Source organism: Limosilactobacillus reuteri (assembly GCF_013694365.1).
GTDB lineage: Bacteria > Bacillota > Bacilli > Lactobacillales > Lactobacillaceae > Limosilactobacillus > Limosilactobacillus reuteri_E.
In genome coordinates this window covers 1936487-1949764 of sequence record NZ_CP059275.1, presented here as the reverse complement: position 1 = coordinate 1949764, position 13278 = coordinate 1936487, and the positions used below count along the sequence as shown (strand labels likewise).

Annotated in this window: 10 protein-coding genes and 3 pseudogenes; all 13 read right to left on the bottom strand. The window is 39.9% G+C overall.

The features are described 5' to 3' along the window. Window positions 1-21: 21 nt before the first annotated feature. Window positions 22-1371: an amino acid permease gene (locus HHK02_RS11250; RefSeq protein ID WP_003670322.1), complete on the bottom strand. Its 1350-nt coding sequence runs from the start codon at window positions 1369-1371 to the stop codon at window positions 22-24. Continuing rightward, entirely contained in the window at window positions 1372-1500 is a 129-nt protein-coding gene (locus HHK02_RS12955; RefSeq protein ID WP_269204217.1) for a hypothetical protein, read from the bottom strand. It lies immediately after the preceding gene. Continuing rightward, window positions 1501-2244, bottom strand: a complete 744-nt coding sequence (locus tag HHK02_RS11245) for an amino acid ABC transporter ATP-binding protein (protein ID WP_003670318.1) — start codon at window positions 2242-2244, stop codon at window positions 1501-1503. Beyond that, window positions 2245-3708, bottom strand: coding sequence for an ABC transporter substrate-binding protein/permease (locus HHK02_RS11240; RefSeq protein WP_003670316.1), 1464 nt, complete (start codon window positions 3706-3708; stop codon window positions 2245-2247). Beyond that, the gene (gene serS, locus HHK02_RS11235) at window positions 3709-5016 is read right to left on the bottom strand and encodes a serine--tRNA ligase (RefSeq protein WP_098046177.1); all 1308 of its coding nucleotides are present in this window, start codon (window positions 5014-5016) and stop codon (window positions 3709-3711) included. A 153-nt stretch (window positions 5017-5169) separates the two neighbouring features. Next, window positions 5170-5460: pseudogene (locus HHK02_RS11230) on the bottom strand (group II intron maturase-specific domain-containing protein); the annotation flags it as partial. Continuing rightward, a pseudogene (locus HHK02_RS11225) lies at window positions 5461-5688 on the bottom strand (transposase); the annotation flags it as partial. It abuts the pseudogene before it with no gap. 145 nt (window positions 5689-5833) lie between these two features. Then, window positions 5834-6288: pseudogene (gene tnpA, locus HHK02_RS11220) on the bottom strand (IS200/IS605 family transposase). A gap of 155 nt (window positions 6289-6443) precedes the next feature. Beyond that, entirely contained in the window at window positions 6444-6848 is a 405-nt protein-coding gene (locus HHK02_RS11215) for a hypothetical protein (RefSeq protein WP_003670295.1), read from the bottom strand. Beyond that, window positions 6849-8390, bottom strand: coding sequence for an accessory Sec system glycosyltransferase Asp1 (gene asp1 / locus HHK02_RS11210; protein ID WP_085720197.1), 1542 nt, complete (start codon window positions 8388-8390; stop codon window positions 6849-6851). Next, the gene (locus tag HHK02_RS11205; RefSeq protein WP_098046600.1) at window positions 8391-9893 is read right to left on the bottom strand and encodes a glycosyltransferase; all 1503 of its coding nucleotides are present in this window, start codon (window positions 9891-9893) and stop codon (window positions 8391-8393) included. It lies immediately after the preceding gene. Beyond that, window positions 9894-11594 carry a fibrinogen-binding adhesin SdrG C-terminal domain-containing protein gene (locus tag HHK02_RS11200; protein WP_181462451.1) on the bottom strand — a complete coding sequence of 567 codons (1701 nt, stop codon included), beginning with the start codon at window positions 11592-11594 and terminating at the stop codon, window positions 9894-9896. It lies immediately after the preceding gene. Next, entirely contained in the window at window positions 11595-13277 is a 1683-nt protein-coding gene (locus HHK02_RS11195) for an alpha-glucosidase (protein WP_152697224.1), read from the bottom strand. Between the last annotated feature and the right edge of the window lies 1 nt (window position 13278).

The window sequence follows — 13278 nt, the reverse complement described above, 5'->3', positions numbered from 1 at the left end:
TTCTAGGCTTTCAAGTTTCAGTTAATTTTTCTTCTTCAAAAATCCATAACCATAAGCAAGCAATGCAAAAATTACGATTGAAAGGATTAATGGAATTCGTGTTGAATCAATAAAGAGTAAAATCACTAGAACTGCCAAGAAGAAAATAATTGTTAACCAACTAGTAATCGGATATCCTGGCATTCTGAAGTTTGCAACTCCCTTAGGATTTTGTTGTCGGAACTTAATATGTGCAACCAAAATAATGATCCACGTAAAAATAAAGGTAATTGTTGAAATTCCAGCAATCACATCGAATATTCCCGCTGGCATAATATAATTCAAGATAACTGTGATAAAAAGAATCAATGAAGAGAAAGTTAATGCATGATTAGGAACTGCCTTCGCGCTTAATTCACCAAAACGTTTTGGTGCGTTCCCGCTTCGAGCTAATGAGTAGAGGGAACGACTAGTACTAAAGATCGCACTGTTAGTTGCAGACATTGCAGCTGTCAAAACCACAAAGTTTAAAATCGCAGCTGCTCCTGGAACACCGATTGCTGCAAACACTTGAACAAACGGGCTAGAAGTAGTCTTAATATGGAACCATGGGTAAATTGACATCATCGCAATCATTGATCCGATATAGAATAAACCAATCCGGACTGGTAAGGTATTAATCGCCTTCGGAATATCTTTATCTGGATTCTTAGTTTCTCCAGCTGTCAAACCGACCATTTCAATTCCCACAAAGGCAAAAACTACCATTTGGAAAGACATTAAGAAGCCCATCGGACCAGTAGAGAAAAAGCCCCCCTGGTTAACTAGGTTTGAAAGAGTTACCGGCCGTCCTTCAACATGACCATGCATCACAAGTAAGACCGCGCCAACTGCTATTAAGGCTAAAATTGCAATCACCTTAATCATAGAGAACCAACTTTCTAGTTCACCAAACAGCCCAACGTTTACCATGTTTACTAACATCAATAAAATAACAATAATTAATGGACCAACCCATTGTGGTAAATTAGGGAACCAATATTTCAAGTAAATACCAGTAGCAGTAAGATCTGCCATTGCTAATGTTAGCCAGCATGCCCAGTACATCCATCCAGCAACAAATTCCATTCGGTCACCAAGATATTCCTTAACCGAATCAATAAATGAATGTTTTGAAGTATCAGCTAAAATAAGTTCCCCTAACGCCCGCATCATAAAGAAGCAAAAGATACCGACGATCAGGTATGAAAGAATGATTGATGGACCTGCTTGGTGAATGGCTGTTCCTGATCCAAGAAAAAGACCGGTCCCAATAGCTCCACCAATAGCAATCATCGTCACATGACGACTTTTAAGCGATCGTTCTAACTTCTGTTGTTGTTTTTCGTCCATTTATCGACTGACTTTTAGTAATTTAAATTTGACAAAGTTAGAATAATCATTATAATAATGAGTAACTTCTAATAATTGGTTGACAGAGAATCTAGCATTTGTTGAAAGCTGGATCCAATTAAATGGCATTTAAATATTTAGCACTTTATCCAAGAAATTCTTCGTATCTGGATGTTGTGGATTATCAAAAATCTCTTCTGGGGTGCCTTGTTCCCGAATATCACCATTATGGAAGAAAACCACCCGATCAGCAACTTGCTTAGCAAATCCCATTTCGTGAGTTACCACGATCATGGTCATTCCTTCTTGCGCTAACCGTTTCATTACTTCCAAAACATCCCCTACCATTTCAGGGTCAAGGGCACTCGTTGGTTCATCAAAGAGCATTACATCCGGTTTCATTGCAAGGGCACGGGCGATGGCTACCCGTTGCTTTTGACCTCCAGACAGCTTGGTTGGATCTGCCCCCGCTTTATCAGCCAGCCCAACTAAGTCAAGATAGTGCATCGCGTCCTTTTCTGCCTCTTCCTTGGTCATCTTGCCAAGTTGAATAGGTGCCAAAGTGATATTCTCCAAAACATTCATATTTGGAAAGAGATTAAAGTGCTGAAAAACCATCCCGATATTTTCCCGAACCTTATTAATATTTACTTGCGGATCAGCAATATCGTAGCCATCAATATAAATATGGCCGCTATTTGGTTCTTCAAGCTTATTAATGCAACGAAGAAAGGTACTTTTACCCGATCCTGATGGCCCAATCATGCAAACCACCTCATTGGGTTTTACGTCCAAGCTAATACCCTTCAGCACTTCATTACTTCCATAACTTTTGTGCAGATTTTTTACTTGTACTTTATAGTTTTTATCCATTTAAGCCATCCTCTTTTGTACGTAGTTTGATAACCAAGTCAACAGGGTAATGATAATGATATACATCGTCCCAATAATTAACCACATCTTAAATCCTTCCATGTTCTGGGAAATGATAACAGTCCCCGTTTGTGTAAGTTCCATTACACCGATTGCGGAAAGAATTGAAGTATCTTTCAAGGTAATAATAAACTGGTTAACTAACGAAGGAATCATTAACTTAAATCCTTGGGGAGCAATAACCTTAATCAAGGCTTTGCTATATGGCAACCCTAAGCTCCGCGCTGCTTCCCACTGTCCAATATTAACGGATTCAAATCCACCTTTAACAATGGCTCCAATATAGGCCCCTTCGTTAAAAGTCAAGGTTAAGATTCCTGCCAAGAATAATGGAACTTTATGGCCAATAACATTTGGAATCCCCATGTAAATAAAGAAGGCTAAAACAATCATTGGAATACCACGGAAGATATAAATCAGGGTACTAGAAACAGCATTGGCAAATTTGTTTTGTGCAATACCTAATACACCTAAAATTACCCCAAAAATCATCGCAAAAATAATGCCGACAACGGTTAATTCAATTGTCATCCATAATCCACGAAGCAAGGCAGGATAATTGGCGCGGATTAATCCCAGGATTGTCCGATCAGTCGCACTGTCCTTCGTTGTTTTGTCACTCTTAGTATATTTATCAATGATTTGATCCATTTGACCAGTATCTTTTAGCCATTTGATCCCATCATTCATTTTTTTCTGTAATTCTAAGTTCTTGCCCTTTTGATATCCAACGGCAACTGGTTGCGCATCAATTGGCTTCTTTGTCACAACCTTAAGTGGGACACCTTCTTTAATTCCGTATTCAAGAACAGGGCCATCATCAAAAGTAGCTGCTGTATTCCCAGTCTTCACATCGTTCCACATCGTATTTGAGGAATCAAAGTAGCGAATTTTGTAACCATATTTCTTTTGGTTGTTCTTCAAAAATAATGCCGCACTCGTTCCTGACTTAGCTGAAACTGTTTTGCCTTTTAATTGGCTCATCGACTTAATATTGCTATCTTTTGCAACAGCCATAACAACCCCACTAGTATAGTAAGGTGTTGAAAAATCATACTTTTCTTTTCGTTCATCAGTAACGCTCATTCCGGCAATTACTGCATCAACTTGTCCTGCTTCAAGAGCTTGTAAGTCACCATTAAAGCTCATTGACTTCAGTTCATACTTAAAATGCTCATGCTTAGCAATTTTCTTAAGCATTTCAATTTCAATCCCAGGATTCTTTCCTGAGTACCCACCTTTACTATCTTGAATTTCAAAGGGTTCAAAGGTGTTATTAGTTGCAAACGTATAAGTCGGTTCGGCAGCAGATACCTGCTGAGGCTCGACCATTTGCCACCCCACTACAATTCCAAGAACTGCAACAATGGTGATGATCATATTTTTTATCTTGCTGCTATGCATTTATTTATTAACTTTATTACGGAAAGGAACCGCATTTTCCTTAGTAATCTTAGTAACACCATGCATGTATGGTACCAATACTTCTGGAATCGTTACGGAACCATCAGCGTTTTGATAGTTTTCCAAGATAGCTGCAACTGTCCGACCAACGGCTAAACCAGAACCGTTAAGTGTGTGAACATATTGTAACTTACCATTTTCATCCCGGTATTGTGTGTGCATCCGCCGTGCCTGGAAGTCCAAGCAGTTTGAACAACTTGAAACTTCACGATACTTATTTTGTGCTGGCATCCACAATTCAAGATCATGGGTTTCAGATGCAGTAAAGCTCATGTCACCAGTAGTTAAGGTAATAACATGGTATGGCAAGTTTAACTTCTTCAAGATATTTTCAGCGTTAGCCGTCATCTTTTCAAGTTCATCCCATGAGTTCTCTGGCTTAGTGTATTTAACCATTTCTACCTTATTGAATTGGTGCATCCGGATCAATCCTCGGGTATCACGACCCGCTGCTCCCGCTTCAGAACGGAATGATGGTGTTAAAGCAGTAACGTAAACTGGTAATTCTTCAGTTGGGATAACTTCGCCACGGTAGTAATTAGTCAATGGAACTTCAGCAGTTGGAATCAAAGTCATATCCTCACCGTTAACTTGGTAAACTCCTTCTTTGAACTTAGGGAATTGACCAGTACCGTACATTGAATCAGCATTGACGATATATGGTGGTAAGACTTCGGTATATCCTTCCTTCATGTGTTCATCAAGCATGAAGTTGTAAACTGCTCGTTCAAGCTGAGCACCAAGCCCTAAGTAGTAGACAAAACGCGCACCAGAAACCTTACCAGCGCGATCAAAGTCTAAAATACCAAGATTTTCACCAATATCCCAGTGATGCTTAGGCTCAAAATCAAAGTCGCGAACCTTACCCACTCTCCGTAATTCAACGGCACCGTCTTCCGTTAAACTAACTGGAACACCATCGTGAGGAACATTCGGAAGATGAGCCATCTTATCATGGAGTTCAGCATTATTTACTTCAAGTTCAGCGTCCAATTCCTTGATCTTATCACCAAGTTCACGAGTTTCCTTAATGGCAGCATCGGCAGATTCACCATTACGCTTAGCTTCTCCAATCTTCTTTGATGCTTCATTACGTTGCGCCTTCATTGTTTCAGTTTGTTGGAGCAATTCCCGTCGCTTTTTATCTAACGCAATAACTTCATCAATTTCTTCTGGTTTTACACCACGCGTAGCTAACTTTTCCTTATAAAAATCAGGTTCTTGACGAATCTTTTTAATATCTAACATAAATCGAGTAGGAGATAATTGACTAGTTCAATTATCGACCTCTCACACCACCGTACGTACGGTTCCGTATACGGCGGTTCGACAACTTAATCACATTGAATTGACTAGAGCATCTTGGACATATTCATTAGTCCGAGTTGTTCCAGTTTTTTAGTCTAATCGTTGAATAAACGCTGTTATTTTACCAATTGAATAGTATTGGAGCCATCCACACATTTTTCGCTGAATTTCCCCAAATATTCTAGTAATTGAGACTCCTCGATTACGTTTGGTTAATTGCTTTAACGCGTGTTTAACTCGCCTTTGTGATTCTTTAGCTGGTCGCGCGTAAGCACCATTCTGGTTTACACCTAATGAGAAGCCTAAAGGGCTACCAACTTTACTTTTATCTGGATTTACTTTGACCTTTAATCGTCTTTCTAGGAACTGCGTAATGCTTTGCATTCACTTACCCTTAAAAGGGTCCGAATATTCCACACTTGTTAGCTTATCCATTGATATATCACGTTTCTCTTGATCTCGGATATACTTCTTTATCGTGGATTCATTTAATCCAACTGTAATCACATAGTAGCCTTCAGCCAAAAAATGTCGGTTCCCATATTTGTATTTTAAGTTTGCATGTCGATCAAACATCATTAATGCACTTTTCCCTTTTAAGTATCCCATAAATCATAACCACCCGTCAAACGGGTGGTTTGCACATCGGCTATAAGCCGATAATAAAAGCCGGCGTCTCAAGGCGCTGGCTTTCGCTTTGCTCAAGCCAAAATGCTCTGACTACTTTGCCACCGCTTTAAGCGGTGTTTGTACTACCTCACTTACCCTTAAAAGGGTCCGAATATTCCACACTTGTTAGCTTATCCATTGATATATCACGTTTCTCTTGATCTCGGATATACTTCTTTATCGTGGATTCATTTAATCCAACTGTAATCACATAGTAGCCTTCAGCCAAAAAATGTCGGTTCCCATATTTGTATTTTAAGTTTGCATGTCGATCAAACATCATTAATGCACTTTTCCCTTTTAAGTATCCCATAAACTACGAGACACTTAGCTTCGGCGGAATACTTACTAACAAGTGCACATGATCTGGCATCATATGACCTTCAATTATTTCTACTCTCTTATATTTGCACAATAAACGAATATAATCTCTCGGGTTCGGTATTGATTGAAGATCGCTTTACGTCTATACTTTGGTATGAATACGATGTGATACTTACATAACCACTTCGTATGGGCTAAGCTATTTAATTTATTAGCCATATTTATATAACCTCTTTTCCCTTATGAATATGTCCAAGACGCTCCAGTCAATTCAATGTGATTAAGTTGTCGAACCGCCGTATACGGAACCGTACGTACGGTGGTGTGAGAGGTCGATAATTGAACTAATCAATTATCTCCTACTCGATTATCAATTAATTGCCCTTCCAATAACGTGCCCGGGTAAGCAGTTCCCGTGAACGCTGGTCAGCTGGTCGATAACCCTTAGTAAATAGGTGTCGGAAGTACATCATATTATAGAAAAAGCCAAAGAAAACAGAAGGCCATGGGAATTGGAACAGGGCATTAAGTCCAAAGAAAAGGGCTACCAAAGCATAATCGAGGGTTAATACAATCATTAAAATGAAATTATAGTAATCCGCGCGAAAAAGAGCTGGCAGTGGCCCGAACCAAAGAGTTGTCCAAGAAAAGCCGACTTTGGCGATTCGGATATCCCCCTGGTCATTAACGATTTTAGCGTAATTTGGTGGGAGGGGGAGATTGTTTAAGTTAAACGGATTTTGGTTATCATTATTGTTATTACCAAATGGGTTTTGCATTTACTCTTCCCCCTTTTCCTTCATGTCAGCAACCAATTCATTCCATAACTTCATCACGTTTGGTTCAGAATAACGCTCACTATCAGCATAAGCATTTTCACTCATCTGCGCTAATTGCTCTTGATCTCGCAATAAGCGAATGATCGCTTGAGCAAGTCCATCAATATCACCGTTCTTGGTCAGCAATCCATCCTGTTGATCAATAACGACATCTGAAGGACCATATTTTATGTCATTAGCAATAATCGGCAACCCATGGGACTGAGCTTCCACTAAAGATAGTGGTAACCCTTCAGCCCGACTTGGCAAAATGAGTAATTGCGCATCTTCGTAAACCGAATTGACGTTATCTGTATACCCATGGAAGGTCACAGAACTATTAATCGCTTCCTCTTTGACAATTTTATTGAGCGTCTTATCAAAATCATCATTAGCGTATCCCCAAAAATCGAGCTTGGCATCTGGAACAGCGGCTAGTACTTGTGGCCATGCTTTCAATAGGTGATCTTGCTGTTTTTCGGGAGACAAGCGAGCAACCATGACAACTTGTTTTTTCGTTCGCTTTTTAAAAGGAACATGATGCTTATCAATAACTGCCGCAGGAACAATCGGACCAGGAATCCGGTAGATCTTTACACCAAACTTGCCAAACCGATCTTGAAGATCTTCTTGTTGTTGCGGAGTTAAGGCAATGACCCCATCCCAATCTTGGAGGTGCTTAAGTCCCCAATCATAGTTATAATTAAGGGTAGAATGAAGCATATCATCAGGATTATTAACATGGTCATTATGCAGTTGAAGAACCCGAAAAACCCGGTGCTTCATGTGCAGAACTGCCCAGCCTAGTTCATAAACTCGGTCAACGACAAAGCCAACCGGACCTTCACCACAGATTTGCTTGTCAGTGACCAACTCATCGAGGAAAAACCGGGTTAACTGGTCAAAGCCACTGAATTGATAATCACGACCATGGTAATTAAAAAGATGGTAAGTTTTAATTTCCCTTCCCCGCTTATCATGCTGGTGGGCTAGCTGGATTGCTAAGGTTCCATCTGGACGGTAATAGTTTTCCGTTGCCATTTTTCCATCCCAGTCATAAAGTTGTTCGACCGAGATAAAACCGCGGCTGTCAAACCAACTAACTTTGAGAAGCTTTCCATAATGATCAAAATATTGAATATTAATTACCCGCCGATCAGTATCACTGCGCCGACGAATATAGAGAATACGTTTGCCATTTTGATAATAATTATAATTAATCCCATCAGCCTTGCGCTCCCAATGGGGGTTAACCGGAATATCTTTAATCCGAATATTCTTTTGCGGGACCTCACAAGCCTCCTGAAAATAATCAAACAAGTTAATAAAGTTACGATCATCAATCCCTGCTTCTGCTGTTACCAAGTGTAATTCATTCGAATATTGCCGGGTAACAATCTTAGCTGGTTGATGATATTTTTCAAACAGATGCAGACGCTTAATTTGCGCATGCTCAATTCCTGATTTGTTTCGTTGAATATTATCGTTTAGGAAAAAAAGCATCTAAATAGCTGATAGTTGTTGCCATTGCTTCCAAGTTTTTTCTTCTACCAATTCATCTAGATTGTCATAGGCACCAGTACTTAAGCTTTGCAGTTCATCTCGGTCTTGTAATAATTTGACGACGGTTTGAATAAACTGTCCCTGGTTATTTAAAGGAATGATCTCACCATTTTTACCTGAAATTACCATTTCACGCGGTCCATAAAGGTAATCATAGGAAACAACTGGTACCCCATGGTTTAAGGCCTCGCCCATCGCTAATGGCTGTGCATCGATTCGACTTGCATCAACAAATAATTGAGCTTGATCATATGCCTCATCTAATGATATCTGGTAACCAGCAAACTCAATTGACCCATCTAATCCAAGGCTTTTAACCTGTTTTTTATAGTTATCCATATCTTCACCAGTGCCATACCCATAGAAAGTTAGCTTACTTTCAGATACTTGCTGATGAATCTGCGCAAACATATTGATTAGTTGACTAGTTTGCTTATCTTCTGCCAATCTTCCAACGTAAATCAATTGACCCGGTGTCCGATCAGCTTCATTAATCCGCGCATAGTTAGCAAGAACGGGGGTCCCATTAATTACATAGATTGGTACAGCATTGTGAATTTGTTGCTGGAGAATCTCCGCTTGTTTAGCAGTCATGACGATTACACCATCCCACTTGTCCGCATCCGTAGTAACAGGACCTTGCAACATCGGATTTAAGGGACCATTTATTAAGTTCTGACCATCGTTAACCTGGTTCATCGGAAGCCACAAAAATTTCTTTGCTTTTGTCATCATTGATTGAACCGGTTTAATCGCAACAGCTGGTCGGTCAGCAATAAACACATTATCCTCACCATTTGCCTTATTCAATTCATCCAAAAAGAAAATAAAGAGGTCTTCTAAAGAATCAAAGAAGCGATCTTGCCCCTGATAATTACGTAAGACATTCAGCGAATTAATTGGGGTATTTTCAACCGATTTTACAAAATACCGTTCAAGATACGTTTCTCCATTGGGGCGGTAATAACGCGCATAGTATTCCTGTCCATCTTCACCAAAAAATTCGTCAGCTGCCTTAAAACCACGAATATCATATTGTTGGCGAAGAGTCATATTACCAGCAAGATCAAAGTAATCAACATGGTTAACTTGCCCAATCGTTCCAGCCGCAAAGTGAACTTCGCAAACAAGGCGGTCACCATCTTTTACTTCGCGATAGTTATTTCCAGTTCCTACTTGATAGTCAATTGGTAAAGGTAAATCCTCAGTATGGAGCTTTTTGCCTTGGTAATCAGTCGTGTTTGCAAAAAAGTCATACATATTAACAATTTGGTCGTTAGTTAAACCAAATTTTTTGATGGTATCATGAAGAACGAGGTCGAAGTCACGGGTCACCAATTTAGCTTCTCCACCATGCTTTTTAAATAGGGCTAGTCGTTTTAATTCAGCATGTTCAACACTGGAGTTGCTACTTAATAAGTATTGGTTTACAAAAAAGTACACTTAGAATCTCCGCAAATGACGCAACGAATGATTCGACCGGATTGTATTTTGAAAACGACTGTGCCGGCGCGGTGGTCGTCGTCCCGGCATTGGTAGGGGTGCTGCGCTTGTCTCCTCTTCACTAACTTTAATTTCAACAGCAGACTCAGACACTGCGGATTCTTCAGATATAGTAAGCTCCTCTTTGTCATCTGAAGATTCAGCTTCTTCTATAACCTCTGCCGGTGCCGTTTGAGGAGTGACGTCAAAGGAGATTGATAATTCATCCCCGCCGACTGCTCCACTAACTGCAGGAGCTTCCGCCTGCTTTTCTTCGATTGGCGTTTCATCTTCTTCCGCTTGAGAACTAGGAAATTGTTCTTGACCATCAGAAGCAGATGGAATATCAGCTTCTTCTCGCACTTCTTCAACTGCTGTAGATTCAAGAGGTTCTTCCACATTGACAAAATGTTCGTCTTGCTTCAAATCTTCTGTTGTGTCCGCTGTCTCCTCCGCTAACTTCTCCTTAGAAATAGCATGCCCCCTTGCGATCATTGAAGTTCCAGCAGCTGTTGCAGCAGTAGAATTACTCATATAAACATTTTGCTGGTCCATCCCAAATAAACGAGCCCGCAATCGTACTGTTCCATCAAGTTCACCATTATATTGGCCAATTACCCTAATAATATAGGAATCATTCGTGTGATCGGCGCCAAAATTCAATCGCATCTTGTTATCAGCAAAGGACATTGTATAAGGTGTCTCGACAAGGTGATCGCCTTCCACTACCGGGAATCGATTAGTAATATCCCTTAGTCGCTGAAAGTTTACCCCATATGATTGAGGTAATTTTAATCCCCGTGAATTACGATAAATCTCAATCCGCATTGTTGACGGTTTGACGATGGCATTAGATAATTCTTCCACTAGATCACTCGTATTAAAGACAATATAGGCATGATTAAGGTCTTTTTGTGCTGGATTAACATAGATAATGTCCTCAAAAAGCTGCTGATCCTTATCAAAATGCATCATCCGGCTAGAAATCCCGAGAAACATGTCGTTAGCAAGATCTGGATAGTCGATATCAATCGTAAAGTCTTTTCGGTAATCATCAACACTTATAAAACATTCCAAGCCAAATTCGTTCTCTGGAGTCGTTAGAGGATCAACTGCTAATTCTCCCTCTAATTCACCAATTATTTGTCGATGCTCGGTTACGTAATTGGTAAAAGCATAGACAAGTTCGTGCTTATCCTGGTCATAAGCTCCCATTGCAATAACAGTCCCATTTTGATCACTAAAATCAGGAATTGGCTTTTCAGGATGACCATTAGGCGCAACCATCAAATTTGGCGATAGTTGAACAATAAATTGATCGGCCGGACGGACATTTTTAGCAACCGTAAAACTAACATGCCACTTGACAGTATCTTCCCGGGTCGGATCGAGGAAAAAGTCTGATTGGGTATTAATTTTGACATTATGTAAAATATGACCATCTTCATAAAATGACCCAAATGCAACTTGATCACGATTTAATTGCTTATGGTCTTGGCTCAAATTCTCTTCTACAGTATGGTATGCCGTTGCTGATTGTTGATTTTTATCAGGTACGCTCTGTGCGATCGCCATTAGTATTTCGCATAAGTCAGCCTTAAAAAAACCGGCACGCAAATTAAGAAGTCCATAGTAAAAATTCATTGCTTGATAATTATCCATCTAGTATTGATAAACCTTAGCTTCGTATGGCCGGATAGTGCCATTTTGATCATCCTCATAATTGCTAATTAGTAACTTCGCATCAGCTGGCACATTATAATGGCGGTTAACAGTCTCATCAGTATAGTTCAAGATTACCAACAAAGTAGTGTCATCATCTTGCCGAGTATATGCAAAGACCTGTTCATCATCTTCATTACCAGGAACTAATGCATACTTTCCATTAGTAATTACTGGCATCGTGTGTCGTAGTTCAATCAACTTTTGATAGTAATAGAAAATCGAATTCTTATCAGCTAATGCGTTTTTGACATTAATCTGCTTATAATTTGGATTAACCTTTTCCCATGGGGTATGGTCGGAAAATCCTGCATATTCGCTATCATCCCATTGCATTGGTGTCCGCGCATTATCACGTGAATGGATCGCAATGTACTTCATCATTGTCTTGCCATCAAGTAAATGTTGGTCATCAACAAGTTGGTGATAGGCATTAATCGATTCAAGGTCGACGTAATCTTCAAGCTTTGGGAAATAGGCGTTAGTCATGCCAATTTCTTCCCCTTCATAGATATATGGTGTTCCTTGCATCATGTGGGTCATAGTCGCTAACATCTTGGCAGATTTAACCCGGTAATCTTCCGTCTGATCATTACCAAAACGTGATACAACGCGTGGCTGATCATGGTTGTTCCAATAAAGTGAATTCCATGCCTTACCATACAATTTTTCTTGCCACTTCGTTAAGTTTGCCCGTAAGTCTTTAAGGGTCGTCTTGCGATCATCCCACTTGCCAAGGGCTGGATTAGGATTACTATCAAGGCCCATATGTTCAAATTGGAAAATCATATTTAATTCTTTATTATCAAGACTGGCATACTTCTCGGCATCTTCCGGTGTAGCGCCCGGTGTTTCACCAACTGTCACCATCTTATGCTTACTCATAACATTCTTATTCATTTCTTGTAAGAATTCATGAATGCGATGACCATTTGATACTAACGGTTCAACATTGGCGTATTTCTCGTCTTCGTTCTTGTTAGCATCAGGCAATCCATCCGGCTTAGAAATTAGGTTAATAACGTCCATCCGAAAACCATCGACACCCTTGGCAGCCCACCAGTTCATCATGTCATAAACAGAGTGCCGAACTTTCGGATTTTCCCAATTTAGGTCTGGTTGTTCTGGAGCAAAAAGATGAAGGTAATATTGGCCGGATTCATCATCATATTTCCAAGCAGCGCCAGAGAAGTAGGAACCCCAATTATTTGGCTCTTCACCCTTCTTACCGTCACGCCAAATATAATAATCACGATATGGATTGTCTTTGCCCTTTCGTGATTCCTTAAACCAGTCATGTTGGTCAGAAGTATGGTTAACTACTAAGTCCATGACCAATTTCATTCCACGTTCATGAACGCAATCGATCAATTCTTGAAAATCATCCATGTTGCCAAGAGTCGGGTTAATTGCTTCATAGTTGCTGATATCATAACCATTATCAACTTGTGGTGACTTATAAATGGGGTTCAACCAAATGACATCGACGCCTAATTCCTTAATGTAATCGAGACGATCAATTATTCCACGAAGGTCACCGACACCATCATGATTGGTATCTTGAAAACTTTTTGGATAAATTTGATAAACAACTGATTTATTCCACCAATGATTATTTTCCATT

Bases quoted from the DNA above. Each gene is read 5' to 3' on its own strand.
- HHK02_RS11250 (WP_003670322.1), bottom strand. From the start codon at position 1,371: ATGGACGAAAAACAACAACAGAAGTTAGAACGATCGCTTAAAAGTCGT.
- HHK02_RS12955 (WP_269204217.1), bottom strand. From the start codon at position 1,500: ATGCCATTTAATTGGATCCAGCTTTCAACAAATGCTAGATTCTCTGTC.
- HHK02_RS11245 (WP_003670318.1), bottom strand. From the start codon at position 2,244: ATGGATAAAAACTATAAAGTACAAGTAAAAAATCTGCACAAAAGTTAT.
- HHK02_RS11240 (WP_003670316.1), bottom strand. From the start codon at position 3,708: ATGCATAGCAGCAAGATAAAAAATATGATCATCACCATTGTTGCAGTT.
- serS (WP_098046177.1), bottom strand. From the start codon at position 5,016: ATGTTAGATATTAAAAAGATTCGTCAAGAACCTGATTTTTATAAGGAA.
- HHK02_RS11215 (WP_003670295.1), bottom strand. From the start codon at position 6,848: ATGCAAAACCCATTTGGTAATAACAATAATGATAACCAAAATCCGTTT.
- asp1 (WP_085720197.1), bottom strand. From the start codon at position 8,390: ATGCTTTTTTTCCTAAACGATAATATTCAACGAAACAAATCAGGAATT.
- HHK02_RS11200 (WP_181462451.1), bottom strand. From the start codon at position 11,594: ATGGATAATTATCAAGCAATGAATTTTTACTATGGACTTCTTAATTTG.
- HHK02_RS11195 (WP_152697224.1), bottom strand. From the start codon at position 13,277: ATGGAAAATAATCATTGGTGGAATAAATCAGTTGTTTATCAAATTTAT.